The following is a 17,140-nucleotide window of genomic DNA, read 5'->3' on the forward strand; positions in this document are numbered from 1 at the left end:
ACGGTGGCGTGCGCATTCCTCCGGAGGGGACGACTGTCATGAGCGCTGCCCGTGTGGGCGTTGTCACGTTTCCCGGCACTCTCGACGATCAGGACGCAGCCAGAGCCGTGCGCCTCGTGGGCGCGGAGGCGGTCCCGCTGTGGCACGCCGACCACGACCTGAAGGGAGTCGACGCGGTCTTCCTGCCCGGCGGCTTCTCCTACGGCGACTACCTGCGCTGCGGCGCCATCTCCCGGTTCGCGCCGATCATGGACGAGCTGGTGCCCGCCGCCAAGGCGGGCCTGCCGGTCATCGGCACCTGCAACGGCTTCCAGATCCTCTGCGAGGCGCACCTGCTGCCCGGCGCGCTCACCCGCAACGCCTCGCTCCACTACGTCTGCCGTGACCAGCGGCTCAGGGTCGAGCAGACCGAGACGGCGTGGACCAACAACTTCGCGCAGGGCCAGGAGATCGTGCTGCCGATCAAGCACGGCGAGGGCCGCTACGTCGCCTCCGACGACACGCTGGCCGCGCTGGAGTCGGGCGGGCACGTGGTCTTCCGCTACATCGGCAACCCCAACGGCTCGCTCAACGACATCGCCGGCATCCGCAACGAGGCCGGCAACATCGTCGGGCTCATGCCGCACCCCGAGCACGCCGTCGAGGAGCTGGTCGGCGCCCCGAGCACCGACGGCCTCGGCATCTTCACCTCCATCCTGAAGAACCTGGTGAACGCATGACTGACACCGTGCAGCGCGCGGCGCAGACCCCCGACGAGCCGATGCCCTTCGCCGAGCTGGGCATGAAGCAGGACGAGTACGACCGGGTCAAAGAGATCCTGGGCCGCCGCCCCACCGGCTCGGAGCTGGCCATCTACAGCGTCATGTGGTCCGAGCACTGCTCGTACAAGTCGTCCAAGGTCCATCTCAAGCAGTTCGCCACCAAGGCGCCGAAGTCCGACGCGCTGCTGGTGGGCATGGGTGAGAACGCCGGCGTGGTCGACATCGGCGACGGCTGGGCGGCCACGTTCAAGATCGAGTCGCACAATCACCCGTCCTACGTCGAGCCGCACCAGGGCGCGGCCACCGGCGTCGGCGGCATCGTGCGCGACATCATGTCGATGGGCGCGCGCCCGATCGCGGTCATGGACGCGCTGCGCTTCGGCGGCGCCGACGCCCCCGACACCCGGCGGGTGCTGCCCGGCGTGGTCGAGGGCATCAGCAGCTACGGCAACTGCCTCGGGCTGCCCAACATCGGCGGCGAGGTCGCCTTCGACCCCTGCTACATCGGCAACCCGCTGGTCAACGCGCTGTGCGTGGGCCTGCTCCGTAAGGACCAGATCAAACTCGCCACCGCCCCCGGGCCGGGCAACAAGGTCGTGCTGTTCGGCGCGGCCACCGGCCCCGACGGCATCGGCGGCGCGTCGGTGCTGGCCAGCGCCACGTTCGAGGACGAGTCGCAGGCCAAGCGGCCCGCCGTGCAGGTCGGCGACCCGTTCATGGAGAAGCTGCTCATCGAGTGCTGCCTGGAGCTGTACGCCGCCGACGTCGTGGTCGGCATCCAGGACCTCGGCGCGGCCGGCGTCTCCTGCGCCACCACCGAGCTGGCCGCCAAGGGCACCGGCGGCATGACCGTCGACCTCAACCTCGTCCCGCTCCGCGACCCTTCGCTCAGGCCCGAGGAGATCCTCATGAGCGAGTCGCAGGAGCGCATGATGGCCGTGGTCCGGCCCGACGACATCCCGGCGTTCATGGCGATCTGCGCCAAGTGGGACGTCCCGGCCACCGTCATCGGCGAGGTCACCGACACCGGCAGGCTCGTCATGACCTGGAACGGCGAGGTCATCGTCGACATCCCGCCGGGCACGGCGGCCGACGACGGGCCGGTCTACGAGCGGCCGTTCCACGAGCCCGCGGGGCAGGCGGCGCTCAACGCCGACACCCCCGACCGGCTCCCGCGCCCGACCGACCTGCGGCACACGCTGCTGCAGCTCCTCGGCTCGCCGAACCTGGCGTCCAAGGCGTGGGTGACCGACCAGTACGACCGCTACGTGCGCTCCAACACCGTGCTGGCCCAGCCGGCCGACGCGGGCATGCTGCGCATCTCCGAGGCCATCGCGGGCGCCGAGCCGACCACCCGGGGCATCGCGCTGTCCACCGACGGCAACGGCCGCTATGCCAAGCTCGACCCGTACGCGGGGGCGCAGCTCGCGCTGGCCGAGGCGTACCGCAACGTCGCCGTCACCGGCGCGAAGCCGCTCGCCGTCACCAACTGCCTCAACTTCGGCTCTCCCGAGGACCCCGAGGTCATGTGGCAGTTCGCCGAGGCCGTGCGCGGGCTCGCCGACGCCTGCAAGACCCTGGGCGTGCCGGTGACCGGCGGCAACGTCTCCTTCTACAACCAGACCGGCTCGACCGCCATCCACCCGACGCCGGTGGTGGGCGTGCTCGGCGTCATCGACGACGTCGCCAAGCGGGTGCCCACCGGGTTCGTCGCGGAGGGGCTGCGGGTCGTGCTGCTGGGCGACACCCGCGAGGAGTTCGGCGGCTCGGAGTGGGCCCACGTGGTCCACGGCCACCTGGGCGGGCTGCCGCCGCAGGCCGACCTGGAGGCCGAGGAGGCGCTCGGCACCGTGCTGGTCGAGGCGGCGCGGCGCGGGCTGCTCGAAGGCTCCCACGACCTGTCCGACGGCGGTCTGGCCATCGCGCTCGCCGAGTCGTGCCTGGCCAAGGGCATCGGCGCGACCGTCGAGCTGACCGGCGACCCGTTCACCGACCTGTTCAGCGAGTCGGCGGCGCGGGCGCTGGTCGTGGTGCGGCCCGAGGCGTACGACGAGCTGGCCTCCCTGTGCGGCCGGCACGACGTGCCCTGCTACGGGCTCGGCGAGACCGGCGGCTCGTCGCTGGTCGTCAAGGACGTGTTCGAGGTGCCGGTCGAGGAGCTGCGGGAGACGCACACCGCGACGCTTCCCGCGCTGTTCGGCTGACCCGGCCAGAACCGACGCCGCACGAAGACGCTTTTCGAAGGGCCGGTACGGATATCCGTGCCGGCCCTTTCACGTGCCCGGCTTCACGTACCCGGTGCTTTTCGACCGCGCCCGGGTGAGTAAAACGACGCAGTCACGGCAGCGGGCCCGCGTGGATAATCGGTCTGTGTCAACCCCTGGTCCCACGCCGTACCTCCCACCGGCCACCCAGCCCGTACGCGGCGTGGTCTGGGGCATCCACCTGGCGCTGCCCATGCTCGGCCTCTGGCTGCTGCTGGCCAACGACCACCTCAACATCCCGTGGCAGCACAACCCGAGCCACTTCTGGCTGATCATCCTGATCGCCGGCGTCAACCTCGTGCTCGGAGTGCTCATCAGCGAGGCGTCGCGGCGGCGCAGCGACGCCCGGCTGTTCCTGGTGTCCATGGTGTTCATCACCAACGCCGGCTTCTTCTTCCTGCACGGCCTGGCCACCCCCAAGGTGATCCTGCCGGCAGGCTCGGTCGGCTTCGACGCGGGACAGCAGCTCGGGCTGTCGATCGCGGCGGTGTTCGCGTTCGTCTCCGCGCTGCCGCTGGGCGAGCGGGTCGCTGCGGCAGTGCTGTCGTGGCAGCACTTCGTCCGGGGCGCGCTGCTCGGCGTCATGGCGCTGTGGGGCGTGGTGTCGCTGGTGCCCGGCCTGACCGCGGTGAGCGAGCCGCCCGAGGTCTCGCCGATCGGCTGGCTGACGTGGGGGTCGGTGCCGGGCCTGCTGCTGTACTCGGCCTCGGCGGTGATGATGTTCCTGCTGCACCGGCGGCGCCCGTCGGCGATGCTGGTCAGCCTGATCACCGCGTACGCGCTGCTCGCCGAGTCGATGGTGGCCGGGATGTCGCAGCTCAACTGGCACCTGTCGTGGTGGGAGTGGCACCTGCTGCTGACGCTGGCGTTCGGGTTCGTGGCCTACAGCGCCTACCTGCAGTTCCGGCGCGAGGGGTCGAGCGCGGGGCTGTTCGACTCGGTGGCGCTGTCGGAGACCGTGGCCCGCATCAGGCGCGACTACGACCAGGCGCTGGAGGAGCTGGTCGAGCACGTGCGCAAGGGCGAGCCGCTGGCGGCGGCCCGGCTGTCGGGCAAGTTCCGGCTCAACGAGGGCCAGGCCGCCGTGCTCGACCGGGCCGGGCGGGCGCTGGCGGAGGAGCGCGAGCTGTCGGAGCGGCTGTCGGCGCTGGTGGACGTGAGCGTCAAGACGCGGGTCGGTCTGCCCGAGGACGAGCTGCTGACGGCCTCGCTCGAGCGGGTGCGGCAGGCGTACGGTGATGTGAAGATCGCGCTGGTGTCCGACGGCAAGACGCAGATCGGCTCGCGCGAGTACGTGTTCGCGGGCGACGACCCGATCAGGCGCGACGGGCTGCTGGCCTTCCCGCTGACCGTCAAGGGCCACCTGGCGGGCGTGCTGGAGGTGCCGATCGGGCGTACCAGCCAGGACGAGGCGCTGGCCGCGACCCTGGCCGGGCAGCTGTCGATCTCGCTGGAGAACGCCCGGCTCTACCGTGAGCTGCACACGCTGTTCCACCAGTACATGTCGCCGGACGTGGCGCATGCGCTGCTCGCCGACCCGGCGCAGGCGGAGCTGGGCGGCGAGGTGAAGGAGCTGACCGCGCTCTTCGCCGACCTCAAGGGCTTCACGACGTTCTCGGAGAAGGTGACTCCGGGCGAGATCGTCGACATGCTCAACCGCTACCACACGGTCGCCGTGCCCTGCATTCTCCGCAACGGCGGCACGATCGTGCAGTTCGTGGGAGACGCGCTGCTCGCGCTGTTCAACGCGCCGGCCACGCAGCCGGGGCACGCGCGGGCGGCCTGCAAGGCGGCGCTGGAGATGCAGCGGGCCGCCGCCGAGGTGGCCGAGGAGATGGCCTGGCAGCGCTCCGACGGCGTGGAGTGGCCGACGTTCCGGGTGGGCGTCAACACCGGGCCCGCGCTGGTGGGCAACATCGGCAGCCCCGAGCTGCGCGGCTTCAACGCGATGGGCGACTGCGTGAACGTGGCGGCCCGGCTGCAGGCGATCGCCGAGCCCGGCACGGTGGTGATCGGCGAGGCGACGTACCGGCAGCTCGGAGATGACGTCTCGGTGAACTCTTTGGGCGCGCTCAGCCTGAAGGGCAAGGAAGAGCCGGTGACCGCGTACGTGCTGAAGGGCCTCGACTAGAAGATCGACATAGATGCGGGGTCCGCTTGCCGCCATAATCGGCGCATGGCCCCCGAACCTGGCGAATTCCTCACCCTGCTGACCGACGAGGAGGTCGCGTCGCTCAAAGCGGCCGGCCGCCAGCGGCGGTGGGATCGCGGCACGACGATCATGACCGAGGGCGACACGTCCGACTGGGTCCTCGTGCTGCTGGACGGCCGGGTGAAGTGCTCGTCGCACACCAGCGCCGGCACGGAGGTGGTGCTGGCCGTGCGCGGCCCAGGCGCGCTCATCGGGGAACTGTCGGCCATCGACGGCTCGCCCCGCTCGACCACGGTCACCGCGCTCGAACCGATCTCCGGCATCGTCGTCCGCGACTTCGTCTCGTTCCTGGAGTCCCACGGCCGCGTCGCGGTGCTGCTCATGCAGCAGATCAGCGCCAAGCTGCGCGACTCCGACAGAAAGCGCATCGAGTACGGCGCCTTCGACACCACCGGCAGGGTCGCCACCCGGCTGATCGAGCTGGCCGAGCGGTACGGCGAGAAGACCGCCGAGGGCGTGCGGGTGGCGCTGCCGCTCTCGCAGGACGAGCTGGCCGGCTGGACCGGCGCCTCCCGCGAGGCCGTCAGCAAGGCGCTGCGCGCGCTGCGCGACCGGGGGCTGATCGAGACCGGCAGGCGGCGGGTGGTCATCCACGACCTGGAGGGTCTGCGCAAGCGCGCCAGATGATGACATTCCACGACGTACGACGTACGTCATAGTGGAAATCATGGTCGCGGTCACCTCACCCGACGCCACCCGCATGCGCTACGCCTGGCGGGTCTGCGCGGTCACCAGCCTGGGCCTGGTCCTCATCGGCATCGCGGGCAGCACGCTGAACGTGGCGCTGCCCGCCGTCGTGCGGCACTTCCAGGCGGGCCCGCTGGAGTCCGGCTGGATCCTGCTGTCGTTCCTGCTGGTCAACACCGCGAGCCTGGTGTTCTTCGGCCGGGTGGCCGACCTGCTGGGCAGGCGCGAGGTCTACCTGACGGGGTTCGCGCTGTTCACGCTGGCCTCGCTGCTCGCCGGGCTGTCGCCGTCCGTGGGCTTCCTCATCGCGATGCGCGTGTTACAGGCGGTCGGCGCGGCCATGATCCTGGCGAACGGCACGGTGATCATCACCGACGCGTTCCCGCCCGAGCGGCTCAGCCAGGGCATGGGCGTCTACATCGGCACGATGTCGGTCGCTCAGCTCGCCGGGCCGACCGTAGGCGGCCTCATCGCGGAGACGGCCGGCTGGCAGTGGATCTTCTGGGTGAACGTGCCCGCCGGGCTGCTCGCGCTCGGCGTCGGCGCGGCGGTCCTGCGCAGGATGCCCCGGCGGCCCAGGCAGCCGGTGGACGCGCTGGGCAACGTGCTGGTGTTCGCCGCGTTGTCGGCACTGCTGCTGGCGCTGTCGGAGGCGGGCTCGCGGGGTGTCTCCAGCCCGGTCGTGCTCGCGGGGGCGGCGGCGTTCGCCGTGCTGGTGCCGCTGATCGTGTGGGCCGCGCGGCGGTCGGAGAACCCGGTGCTCGACCTGCGGCTGTTCGGCGGGCGGCTGCTGGCGTGCGCGAACCTGGCCTCGTTCTGCAACGCGCTGGCCCGCTCGGCGCTGATCCTGGTCGTCGCGCTGTACTTCCAGGCGGCGCGGGGCGTGGACGCGTTCGAGGCGGGGCTGAGCGTGCTGCCCGTGCCGGTGGGGATCGGGCTGGCCTCGCCGATCGTGGGCATGCTGGGGCGGAAGGTGTCGCCGTACGCGCTGTCCGTCGGCGGCGCACTGCTGAGCGCGGCCGGGCTGGGCACGCTGGCGCTGACGGCCGGCGCGCGCACGCCGTACTGGGTGATCGGGATCGGGCTGTTCGTGGCCGGCTGCGGCAGCGGAACGTTCCTGACCGGCAACACCACCCAGGTGATGAGCGAGCTGCCGGCCGGCAGCCTGGGCGTGGTGAACGGGCTGCGGGTGATGGTGATGAACGTCGGCATCGTGCTCAGCGTCGGCCTGTCGCTCAGCGTGCTGACCTCGTCGGTGGGGCCCGAGCTGCGCGCCCAGGTGTACGCGGGCACGCTGTCGGCGCTCTCGCCGGTGGCCGTGGGGCAGCTCATGGACGGCTTCCAGCGGGCGTACGCGGTGCTGGCCGCCGTGGCCCTGGCGGGGGCCGTGCTCGCCGCCCTGGCGCGGCCTCAGAGCGCGGCGGCCAGCCGCGCCTCCACCTCGCGGTAGCGGGCGACCGGGATAAGGTGCACCCCGGCGAACGCCCCGCTCTCGCGCAGCGCCAGCACCTGCTCGCACGCGGCCTCGACCCCCGCCATCCGGTCGGCCGCCACCGCGCTCACAAGCTCGTCGGGGATGGCGATCTCGGGGATGGCGGCGGCCAGGGTGCGGGCGTGCCGCTCGCTGGCCAGCACCATCACGCCCGCGTAGACCGGCAGATCGACGGGGTGCTCATCGCGCCAGCGGAGCTGGGCCTCCACCGAGAAGCTGACCTGCGAGAACAGGAAGTCGGCTGTGCGCTTCCAGGCCGGCAGCGGGCGCAGCGCCGCCGCCGCGCCCACCTGGAAGCCGGGCGAGAACTCCCGCGCCTCCTCGATCATCGAGCGCACGGTGAGATCGCTCGTACGGTTGCCGCTCGCGGGCTTGTCGCCGTAGACGAACAGGAAGCGCTCGACGCCGTACGCGGCGGCCGTCAGCAGGTCGCGGCGGAACCCGAGGAGGTTGCGGTCGCGCGAGTTGAGGCAGGCGATGCCGCGCCCGCCCATCGCCTCGACCTCGTGCGCCACGGCCACGCTGGAGACGGTGGCGCGGCCGATGTGGTTGTCGGGGATGAGGAAGGCGTGGGCGATCGTGCTCAGCGTGCCGATCTGATGCCTGACGTGCTTCAGATCGGGGCGGGTCGGCGGTTCGATCTCACAGATCAGCTCGAAGGCCATGATCGGGACTCTAACGTCTGGCCGCCAGCGCCTCTATGCCGCTGATGACGAGGTCGACGCCGAAGGTGTCGTACAGGCGGGCGTCGAGCGGGGTCACCAGGAGGTGGGCCATCTCGACCAGGTGGGGGTAGGCGTCGGCGTTCAGCGCCTGCAGCCCGGCCCGCTTGGTCCTGCCGATCTCCTCCACCTCTTCTGGCGTGCGGCCCGCGCGGTGGCGCACGGGCGCGCCGGCGAAGGAGATGGCCGAGTCCAGCAGGTATTTGGTGATGAGGCAGCTCTCCTCGACGCCGAAGCCGGCCAGCCGGGTCAGCCGCAGCGCCGCCTCCCAGACGGTCAGGAAGCTCGGCACCGTGATGGGGTCGATCTGCTCCAGGATGGTCTTCGCGCACGGGTAGGAGCGCAGGGTCCTGACCAGGCCGAGGATGAGCTCGCGGAGCTGCTCCTGCCAGGGCCGCTCGTCGGCCTCCTTGGGGGCGAAGCCGCCGATCAGGTGGTCGGCCATGCCGATGAGCAGCTGCTCTTTGTTCTTGTAGTGCCAGTAGAGGGCCATCGGGGTGACGCCCAGGTCGGCGGCGAGGCGCCGGATGGTCACGGCCTCGATGCCCTCGGCGTCGCCGATCTGCAGCGCCCGCTCCGCGATCGCCTGCGCGGTCAGCTTTCCCATCACGGTTGACAACTATACGGCGTACAAGTTACCTATACGCCGTACAAGTACGGTGTATAGGAGGATTTATCGTGAAGTGGTGGGCGCTGGCCGCCGTGACGCTGGGCGGCTTCATGACCTTCCTGGACAACAACGTGGGCAACGTCGCGTTGCCCACCATCCAGCGGGACTTAGAGCTGACGATCTCGGGGCTCGAATGGATCGTGAGCTCGTACGTCCTGGTGTTCGCCGGGCTCATGCTGGCCGGCGGGCGGCTCGCGGACGTGCTCGGCGCCCGCCGGGTCTTCCTCACCGGGCTGGCGATCTTCACGCTGGCCTCGCTGGTGGCCGGGCTCGCCGTCTCCGGCGGAATGCTCATCGCCGCCCGCGCCGCGCAGGGCGCCGGCGCGGCCCTGCTCGCGCCGGCCACGCTCACGCTGATCCGGCAGACCTTCACCGACCCCGGCGAGCGCGCCAAGGCGGTGGGCATCTGGGGCGCGGCGATGCCGCTGTCCATGGCGATCGGGCCCGCCGCGGGCGGATTCATCAGCGAGCACCTGCACTGGAGCTGGATCTACCTGATCAACGTGCCCATCGGCGTGGTGACGGCCGCGCTCGCGCTGTGGGCGATCGCGCCGGCCGGTGACCGGGTGCGGCACAGCCTCGACCTGCCCGGCCTGGTCACCTCCGCACTCGCGCTGTTCGCTTTGACGTACGCGCTCATCGAGGGCGAAAGCGCCGGCTGGACTTCGGCCCCGATCCTGGCCTGCCTCGGCCTGGCCGTGCTCGCGTCGGCGGCGTTCCTCCTGGCCGAGCGGCGGGCGGCCGAGCCGATGATCGTGATGTCGCTGTTCCGCTCGCGGGTGTTCTCCGGCGGCCTGCTCATCACCGGCGTCTGGACGTTCGGCGTGTTCGGCGTCTACTTCTTCAGCGCCCTGTGGCTGCAGAACGTGCTCGGCTTCTCCCCCACCGCCGCGGGCGCGTCGTTCGTGCCGATGGCGGTGGTGATGGGCGTGCTGTCGGTGCTGTCACAGCGGATCGCGGCGCGCTTCGGCGTCGCGCGCACGGTCGCGCTCGGCATGACGTTCATGGCGGTCGCGATCTTCATGCTCTCCCGCGTCGGCGCGGGCGCCGGCTACGCCGACGTGGCCCCCTGGTTCATCCTGTACGGCCTCGGCGGCGGCCTGCTCGTCCCCCTGACGGCCGCCATCCTCGACGGCATGCCCGGCGAGCGCGCCGGCATCGCCTCCGGCGCGCTCAACGTCTTCCGCCAGGTCTTCGGGCTGCTCGGCATCACCGTGCTCGGCGCGATCCTGAACGCCAGGCAGGGCGCGAGCGGACTGCCGCCGGTCGCCGCCTTCCTCGACGGCTACCGGTTCACGCTGGTCATCGCGGCCGTGGTGGTGCTGACCGGTGTACCGATCGCGCTCTACGCGCTGCGGCGCGACCGGTCCGCCACCGGCGACGCTCAGGCGGCGGCCCCCGTGGCCGTCGGGTCCTCGAACTGAGTGCGGTACAGCTCCTCGTAGCGGCCGCCCGCCGCCAGCAGCTCGGCGTGCGTGCCGCGCTCGACCACCCGCCCGTCCTCGATCACCAGGATCAGGTCGGCCGCCCGCACCGTGGACAGCCGATGCGCGATCACCACGGCGGTCCTGCCCTCGAGCGCCTCGCCGAGCACCGCCTGCACCGCCGCCTCCGACGTCGAGTCCAGCGCGGCCGTCGCCTCGTCCAGGATCACCACGCGCGGCCTGGCCAGCAGCAGCCGGGCGATCGTGAGCCGCTGCCGCTCGCCGCCCGACAGCCGGTAGCCGCGCTCGCCCACCACCGTGTCCAGCCCGTCCGGCAGCGACCTGATGAGCTGGGCGAGGCGGGCGCGGGTGAGCGCGTCCCACAGCTCCTCCTCGCTCGCCTCCGGCCTGGCCAGCAGCAGGTTGGCGCGGATGGTGTCGTGGAACAGGTGGCCGTCCTGGGTGACCATGCCGAGCGTGTCGCGGATGGAGTCGGCGGTCAGGTCGCGTACGTCCACGCCGCCGATCCGCACCGCGCCCGAGTCCACGTCGTACAGGCGCGGGAGAAGCTGGGCGATCGTGGACTTGCCCGCCCCCGATGAGCCGACCAGGGCCACCATCTGCCCGGGTTCGGCGCGGAACGACACCCCGTGCAGCACCTCTTCGCCGCCGCGCGTGTCGAGCACGGCCACCTCCTCAAGCGAGGCAAGCGAGACCTTGTCGGCCGAGGGATAGGAGAAGCGCACGTCCTCGAACTCCACCGAGACCGGGCCCTCGGGCACCTCGCGGGCGCCCGGCCGCTCCTGGATGAGCGGCTTGAGGTCGAGCACCTCGAAGACGCGCTCGAAGCTGACGACCGCGCTCATGACGTCCACGCGGGCGTTGGCCAGCGCGGTCAGCGGGGCGTACAGGCGGGTGAGGAGCATGGCCATCGACACCAGAGCACCGGGGGCGAGCTGGCCGCGCAGGGCGTAGAAGCCGCCCAGGCCGTACACCAGCGCCAGGGCGAGCGCGGAGACCAGGGTGAGCGCGGTGACGAACGTGGTCTGCGTCATGGCGGTGCGCACGCCGATGTCGCGCACCCTGCGAGCCCTGCGGGCGAACTCGGCCGACTCGTGCGCGGGCCGGCCGAACAGCTTGACCAGCGTCGCGCCCGGCGCGGAGAAGCGCTCGGTCATCTGGTTGCCCATGGCCGCGTTGTGGTCGGCCGCCTCGCGCCGCAGCCGGGCGATCCTGCCGCCCATCCGCCGCGCCGGCAGGATGAACACCGGCAGGAGCAGCAGCGCGAGCAGCGTGATCTGCCACGAGATGCCGATCATCGCGATCAGCGTCAGCACGAGCGTGACGAGGTTGCCCACCACGCTGGAGAGCGTGTCGGTGAAGGCCCGCTGCGCGCCGATCACGTCGTTGTTCAGCCGGCTCACCAGGGCACCGGTGCGGGTCCTGGTGAAGAACGCGATCGGCATCTTCTGTACGTGATCGAAGACGGCCGTACGCAGGTCGAGGATGAGATCCTCGCCGAGCCCCGCCGACAGCCACCGGTTCAGCAGCCCGAGACCGGCCTCCGCGATCGCGATCCCGGCGATCGCCAGCGACACCACGACCACCACGCCGAGCGGCTCGCCCTGGAAGATGGCGTCCACCACCCGGCCCGCGAGCAGCGGGGAGCCCACGGCGAGGCCCGCGAGCACGATGCTGAGCAGCACGAACCACGTGATCTTCGCCCGATGCGGCCGGGCGAAGGCCGCGATGCGCCGGAGCGTCGCCCGCGACAGCTTGCGACGCTCCGGCCGGTTGTTCATCGAGTACAGCTGGTGCCAGGCCGTCATCTCCATGCTCATGGCATGGACGGTAGGACCTCGACTTAACTTGAGGTCAAGCCCCGATCTTCTTGCCCTTGCCGTGCCAGACCACCGCCACCGCCGGGCGCGGCTGGTCGCCGTCCGGCCAGCGGCTGCCCGGGTTCTCCGGCGAGGCGCCGTCGATCTCGCCCGGGTGCTGCACCGCCACGAACACGCTGCGCTGGTCGGAGGAGACCAGCGGGCCGCACGTCTCCGCGCCCACCGGGACGGTCAGGAACTGGCGCAGGTGCCCGCGCTCCTTACCCTTGACCGGCATCACGAACAGGCCGTCGTTGGAGCCCAGCTCGTTGCCGTCCGTGGAGATCCACAGGTTGCCGTCCTTGTCGAACGTCACGTTGTCCGGGCAGGAGATCGGCGAGACCTTGCGCTTGTCGTAACCGGCGAAGTAGGTGTCCGGGTCCTTCGGGTCGCCGCACACCAGCACCAGCGACCAGGCGAAGCGCCGCTCGCCCGCGTCGCCGCGCCGCTCGGTGATCTCCAGCACGTGGCCGTGCTTGTTCGACGGGCGCGGGTTGGCCTCGTCCACCTGGGCCGGGGTGCGGTTGGTGTTGTTGGTCAGCGCCACGAACACGCCGCCGGTCACCGGGTTGCGCTCGATGTCCTCAGGGCGGTCCATCTTCGTCGCGCCCACCTTGTCGGCCGCGACCCGCGTGTAGACCAGCACCTCGGCCGCCGACATGCCCTTGACGTACGAGCGGTCGCCCGACACCAGCGGGATCCACTCGCCCGAGCCGTCGAACTCCTTGTCCTTCGGCAGCCTGCCGGAGCCGTCGATCTCCTTCTCCGGGCTGTCGCCGGTGAACTTGGCGACGTACAGGGTGCCCTCGTCGAGCAGCGAGCGGTTGTGCCGGTCGTTGCCCGGGATGTAGCGGTCCTTGGAGACGTACTTGTAGATGTACTCGAAGCGCGAGTCGTCACCCATGTAGACGACCAGGCGGCCGTCACGGGCCAGCGTGGTGGTGGCCGCCTCGTGCTTGAACCGGCCGAGCGCGGTGCGCTTGATCGGCGTGGAGTCGGGGTCGAACGGGTCGATCTCCACGATCCAGCCGAACCTGTTGGCCTCGTTCGGGTGCTTGGCCAGGTCGAAGCGCTCCTCCACCCGGTCGAAGCGGCGGTTGTCCTCGGGGGTGCCCGTCGTGATCGTGTAGCGCTCGATGTACGGCTTCTGCTTCGCGGGGACCTTGTCGCCGTTGACGAAGTACTGGTCGATGTTCTCCTCGGCGGTCAGCACCGTCTTCCACGGCGTGGTGCCGCCCGAGCAGTTGTTGAGCATGCCGATCGGCGTGCGGCCCTTCGGGTCGGCGGCCGTCCTGAGCAGCTCGTGCCCTGCCGCCGGGCCGCTGAAGCGCATCTTCGTCTGGGCCGTGATGCGCCGGTTGTAGCGGCGGCGCCCCTTGGTGACCAGCCTCCACTGGCCGCTGCCGCCGACCCGCTCGATCTCCACCACCGAGCCGCCGTGCGCGGCCAGCGCGATCCTGATCTGCTCCTCCGTGGCCTCGGCGCCGCCCGTGTAGCCGCGGAACATCAGGCTCTCGTCGGTGTACTCGTGGTTCACCCACATCAGCGCCCGGTCGCGGCCCAGCGGGAACACCGTCACGTAGTCGCAGTTGTAGCCAAACTGCTTGGCCTGGGCGTCCGCCGTCTGGTTCTCGAAGTCGAACTCCGGCGCGTCCGGCAGCACCGGGTCGCCCCAGCGCACCACCACCGAGGACTTGTAGCCTTCGGGGACGCGCAGCGCGTCCTCCTTGTTCGGCGGCACCGGGGTGAAGCGCAGGCCGGAGCCGCCGCCGGGACGGCTCGCCGTCTCCGCCGCCGCCCCCGCCGTCGCCGCCTGCCCGTCCGCGTGCGCCGGCGCCGCCCCCGCGATGCCCGCACCCGCGACCAGGGCGCCGAGCGCGCCCGCCCGCAGCACGCCGCGTCGCGACAGGGCCTCCTTCACCACGTCGCCGAAATAGGCGTTGTCCGTGGTGTTGGCGACGTCGTGCGCGCACGCGTTGCCGCAGCGGAACTGACAGGTCAGCGCGGATCGGCCACCTTTGTGCGGGGTCGACAGCAGCGGCAGCAGCCGACGACCTCCCGCGTTGGGGTTCGCCACAGGTCCTCCAGAAAAAGTGCGCAGTTGTACGGCGGGGAGGCTACGGGCGGCGTCGAAACCGGAGGTGAACGAAACTCTCCGTCTCGATGAACGCGTCTCGATGAACGCGTCTCGATGAACGGTTGCCGCGAGACAATGGAGGGGTGCCACCACGCAAGCTCGACCCGGAGAAGCTGAGAGCCGCGCTCGACGGCCAGCTCGTCGCCCTCGACTCGCCCCCGTACGACGGGCCGGCCTCCGCCCTGCCCGACGCGCTCGTCGCCGCCGTGCTCGCCGCCTACGACCGCGGCCTGCGGCCCGAGCGCGACGCCGCCAGGCTGGCCGTGCGGTACCTGCTGGACAAGCTCGCTGCCGCCGCGCCCGGCCGCACCGTCGAGGTCCGCGTGCCGCCGTACGCCGCCGTCCAGGCCATCGAAGGGCCCCGGCACACGCGCGGCACGCCGCCCAACGTCGTCGAGATGGACGGTCGCACGTGGCTCGAGCTCGCGCTGGGGCGGCTCACCTGGGACGAGGCGGTCGCCAAGGGCGCCGTCTCCGCCAGCGGCTCCCGCGCCGACCTCTCCCCGTACCTGCCCCTCTGACCCGCCCCGCCACTCGGCCCCGCCGCGTCCCACTCGGCCCGGCCCCCCACTCGGCCCCGCCGCATCCCACTCGGCCCGGCCCCCCACACGGCCCCGCCGCATCCCACTCGGCCACGCCGCATCCCGCCCGGCCTTCCGCGACCCCGCCGTCTCGGCCCGGCCACTGACGACCTGCCGTCCGGCCCGCCGCTCGCGGCCTGACGCAGCCGCAGCCGCTCCCCCTGGCACTTACGCGCCCTCAGCGACTCCGGCATCGGTGCCGCCCTGCGGCCGTGGCGGCCCTCCGGTCGCGGCCCCCGGTCGCGGCCCCCGGTCGCGGCCCGGCTCTGAGCGGATAAGGCCTCCGCAGCGGGCCGGCCTGGTCACTCGGTGCCGGTCATCCACGGGAACTTCGACTCGAAGCAGCGATCGGCGGCCGGGCTCGGCAGCTGGGCGCATTCCTGCACCACGTTCCAGAACCAGATCGCCACGATCGCGAACAGGATCAGCGACAGGACGCTGATCACGATGCCGGCGATCGCGCGGCCCCGGCCCGCGCCCTTGGCCAGCGCGACCCAGCCGAAGATGATCGACAGGATCGCGGTGATCAGGCCCGTGAAGCAGACGAAGACCAGGAACGGGCTGGCCACGCCGAGCACGAGCGAGGCCGTCGCCAGGCCATTGCCCGGGCGGGGCGGCTGGTACTGGCCGTAGCCGTACTGGCCGCCTCCCGGGCCGTAGGGCGCGCCTGGAGGCGGAGGCGGCGGGTAGCCGGGCGGGCCGCCGTACGGGCTTGACGGCATCGTGCCCGGGATCGTCTGGTCCTCGTCGCGCCCGCCCTGGTACGGCTGCCCCTGCCCGGACGGGTACTGCCCGGACGGGTACTGCCCGGACGGGTACTGCCCGGGCTGGTGACCCTGGCCCGGCTGCTCCCCTTCGCCCGGCTGCTGCCCCTGGCCCCCTGGCCCTTCGCCTGACTGCCAGCCCTGGCCCTCTTGCCCTTCGCCTGACTGCCAGCCCTGGCCCTCTTGCCCTTCGCCTGACTGCCAGCCCTGGCCCTCTTGCCCTTCGCCCGGCTGCCGGCCCTGGCCCTCTTGCCCTTCGCCCGGCTGCCGGCCCTGGCCCGCCTGCGCCTCACCCGGCCGATAGCCCTCACCCGGCCGATAGCCCTGGCCTGGCTGGTAGCTCTGGCCCTGCTGTCCCTCGCCCGGGAGGCAGATGCCGCCCGGCTGGTCGCCCTCGCCCGGCATGCAGACGCCGCCCGGTTCCTCGCCCTCGCCGGGCTGGTAGCCGCGGCTCTGCTCGTACTGACGGCCCTCCCGGTACGCCTGGTCGCGCTGCTCCTGCTGCTCGGCCGGGTGGGCCTGGTCGCCGCCTTGCTCGCCCGCGTGCGGCGGTGTGCCTGCCGGGCCGGCTCCGGCGGGTGGTGTGCCCGCTTGGCCGCCCTCCCAGCGCGAGCTGCCGCCCGGCGGCGCGAAGTGCGGCTGGTCCGGCTGGTCGCCCGGCTGCTCGTAGCGCGAGGGCTGCGGCCTGGCCGGGGGCTCCTCCTCCTGCGATGTTCCGCCCCACCCCGGGTAGGTCGGCCTGCCGCCGGGGATCGGGAACACTTGCGTCTCCTCGGCGTCGCCGCCCGAAGGCCGCTCCGGCGGACTCTTCGGTGCTCGCGGCTCCTCCCCCGTGTCCTCACCGCGAGCGGGTCGCAACCTCCCGCCCGTGTCCTCGCCCCCGGCTCCGGGCTCGCCCCCGGACGGGCCTTCCCCGCCCCCGGCCGGCTGCGACGGCCCGGACGCGCCGGCGCCGCCGATCGGTCCCGGCACCTCAGGCGCGGTCGGCAGGTCAGGGTGAGACGGCCGCTCGGGCGACGTCCCGCCGCCCACCGGAGACGGGCCCCTGCCGCCGATCGGTCCCGGCACCTCAGGCGCGGTGGGCAGGTCAGGGTGAGACGGCCGCTCGGGCGCGGTCCCGCCGCCGACCGGCTGCGAGGTCTCGGGTGAGGTCGGCAGGTCGGGGTGTGACGGCCGCCCGGCCGGTCGGGGCTCGTGCGTCGGCGGCACATCGGGCGGCGGCACCACGGGCGGCGCCGGTGCGATCGGCTCCTCACCCGGCTGCCTGGGCTCACCGGGCTCCTCGCCCGCACCTTCCTCGCCCGCACCTTCGTCGCCCTCGCCCGGCGACCGGCCGGGCGGGCGGTCGTCGTCGGGCAGGGCGCCCTCGTTCCACCACTCGGGTTCGGGCGTGTCCTGCTGCTCTCGACGCTGGTCCTGCCCCGGGCGGGGCTCGTTGGGGTCCCCAGGTGTGGTCACGTCTGCGTCTCCCGACGGGTCTGCATGCCGGATACCTCACCCTTTCGCGGAGAGCGACCGCTAAACCGCGCGACACGGTAAGAGAGCC

12 protein-coding genes are annotated in these 17,140 nt (G+C 72.0%); 7 read left to right on the forward strand and 5 right to left on the reverse strand.

Features of this window, described 5'->3' with window-relative positions:
* Nucleotides 1–38: 38 nt before the first annotated feature.
* The 5 genes from purQ to ACFMQL_RS11110 all read left to right on the forward strand — a co-directional run bounded on the left by purQ (nucleotide 39) and on the right by ACFMQL_RS11110 (nucleotide 7,374).
* Complete coding sequence (purQ, locus tag ACFMQL_RS11090) at nucleotides 39–719, forward strand: phosphoribosylformylglycinamidine synthase subunit PurQ (protein ID WP_364063335.1); 681 nt, start codon at nucleotides 39–41, stop codon at nucleotides 717–719.
* Nucleotides 716–2,965, forward strand: a complete 2,250-nt coding sequence (gene purL, locus ACFMQL_RS11095; RefSeq protein WP_378785522.1) for a phosphoribosylformylglycinamidine synthase subunit PurL — start codon at nucleotides 716–718, stop codon at nucleotides 2,963–2,965. The genes purQ and purL overlap by 4 nt, the downstream gene beginning before the upstream one ends.
* Before the next feature lie 166 nt (nucleotides 2,966–3,131).
* A complete protein-coding gene (locus ACFMQL_RS11100) occupies nucleotides 3,132–5,156 on the forward strand; it encodes an adenylate/guanylate cyclase domain-containing protein (RefSeq protein ID WP_378785524.1) in 2,025 nt (674 codons plus the stop codon).
* Between the two features lie 45 nt (nucleotides 5,157–5,201).
* Nucleotides 5,202–5,864 carry a Crp/Fnr family transcriptional regulator gene (locus ACFMQL_RS11105; RefSeq protein ID WP_364063344.1) on the forward strand — a complete coding sequence of 221 codons (663 nt, stop codon included), beginning with the start codon at nucleotides 5,202–5,204 and terminating at the stop codon, nucleotides 5,862–5,864.
* 40 nt (nucleotides 5,865–5,904) lie between these two features.
* Nucleotides 5,905–7,374: an MFS transporter gene (locus ACFMQL_RS11110; RefSeq protein ID WP_378785527.1), complete on the forward strand. Its 1,470-nt coding sequence runs from the start codon at nucleotides 5,905–5,907 to the stop codon at nucleotides 7,372–7,374.
* Here ACFMQL_RS11110 and ACFMQL_RS11115 read toward each other — a convergent pair.
* Both ACFMQL_RS11115 and ACFMQL_RS11120 read right to left on the reverse strand, forming a co-directional pair.
* Nucleotides 7,335–8,081: a methylenetetrahydrofolate reductase gene (locus ACFMQL_RS11115; RefSeq protein WP_378785529.1), complete on the reverse strand. Its 747-nt coding sequence runs from the start codon at nucleotides 8,079–8,081 to the stop codon at nucleotides 7,335–7,337. The genes ACFMQL_RS11110 and ACFMQL_RS11115 overlap by 40 nt on opposite strands.
* Nucleotides 8,082–8,091: 10 nt before the next feature.
* Nucleotides 8,092–8,745 carry a TetR family transcriptional regulator gene (locus tag ACFMQL_RS11120; protein WP_364064729.1) on the reverse strand — a complete coding sequence of 218 codons (654 nt, stop codon included), beginning with the start codon at nucleotides 8,743–8,745 and terminating at the stop codon, nucleotides 8,092–8,094.
* 71 nt (nucleotides 8,746–8,816) lie between these two features.
* Between ACFMQL_RS11120 and ACFMQL_RS11125 the strand changes: the two genes are divergently transcribed.
* Nucleotides 8,817–10,232: a DHA2 family efflux MFS transporter permease subunit gene (locus ACFMQL_RS11125; protein WP_364063353.1), complete on the forward strand. Its 1,416-nt coding sequence runs from the start codon at nucleotides 8,817–8,819 to the stop codon at nucleotides 10,230–10,232.
* Here ACFMQL_RS11125 and ACFMQL_RS11130 read toward each other — a convergent pair.
* Together ACFMQL_RS11130 and ACFMQL_RS11135 are read right to left on the reverse strand one after the other, a co-directional pair.
* Entirely contained in the window at nucleotides 10,193–12,073 is a 1,881-nt protein-coding gene (locus tag ACFMQL_RS11130) for an ABC transporter ATP-binding protein (protein WP_364063356.1), read from the reverse strand. The two genes, ACFMQL_RS11125 and ACFMQL_RS11130, sit on opposite strands and share 40 nt — an antisense overlap.
* Nucleotides 12,074–12,107: 34 nt before the next feature.
* A complete protein-coding gene (locus tag ACFMQL_RS11135; RefSeq protein ID WP_364063359.1) occupies nucleotides 12,108–14,189 on the reverse strand; it encodes a PhoX family phosphatase in 2,082 nt (693 codons plus the stop codon).
* Nucleotides 14,190–14,332: 143 nt separating this feature from the next.
* Between ACFMQL_RS11135 and ACFMQL_RS11140 the strand changes: the two genes are divergently transcribed.
* Entirely contained in the window at nucleotides 14,333–14,770 is a 438-nt protein-coding gene (locus ACFMQL_RS11140; protein ID WP_364063362.1) for a sterol carrier family protein, read from the forward strand.
* A 362-nt stretch (nucleotides 14,771–15,132) separates the two neighbouring features.
* Here the strand turns inward: ACFMQL_RS11140 and ACFMQL_RS11145 are convergent, their stop codons facing one another.
* Nucleotides 15,133–17,052 carry a hypothetical protein gene (locus tag ACFMQL_RS11145; protein ID WP_378785533.1) on the reverse strand — a complete coding sequence of 640 codons (1,920 nt, stop codon included), beginning with the start codon at nucleotides 17,050–17,052 and terminating at the stop codon, nucleotides 15,133–15,135.
* Between the last annotated feature and the right edge of the window lie 88 nt (nucleotides 17,053–17,140).

Origin of the sequence: Nonomuraea fastidiosa, from assembly GCF_042751225.1 — a bacterium.
Taxonomy (GTDB): Bacteria; Actinomycetota; Actinomycetes; order Streptosporangiales; family Streptosporangiaceae; genus Nonomuraea; species Nonomuraea fastidiosa.

Bases quoted from the DNA above. Each gene is read 5' to 3' on its own strand.
- purQ (WP_364063335.1), top strand. From the start codon at position 39: ATGAGCGCTGCCCGTGTGGGCGTTGTCACGTTTCCCGGCACTCTCGAC.
- purL (WP_378785522.1), top strand. From the start codon at position 716: ATGACTGACACCGTGCAGCGCGCGGCGCAGACCCCCGACGAGCCGATG.
- ACFMQL_RS11105 (WP_364063344.1), top strand. From the start codon at position 5,202: ATGGCCCCCGAACCTGGCGAATTCCTCACCCTGCTGACCGACGAGGAG.
- ACFMQL_RS11110 (WP_378785527.1), top strand. From the start codon at position 5,905: ATGGTCGCGGTCACCTCACCCGACGCCACCCGCATGCGCTACGCCTGG.
- ACFMQL_RS11115 (WP_378785529.1), bottom strand. From the start codon at position 8,081: ATGGCCTTCGAGCTGATCTGTGAGATCGAACCGCCGACCCGCCCCGAT.
- ACFMQL_RS11120 (WP_364064729.1), bottom strand. From the start codon at position 8,745: ATGGGAAAGCTGACCGCGCAGGCGATCGCGGAGCGGGCGCTGCAGATC.
- ACFMQL_RS11130 (WP_364063356.1), bottom strand. From the start codon at position 12,073: ATGAGCATGGAGATGACGGCCTGGCACCAGCTGTACTCGATGAACAAC.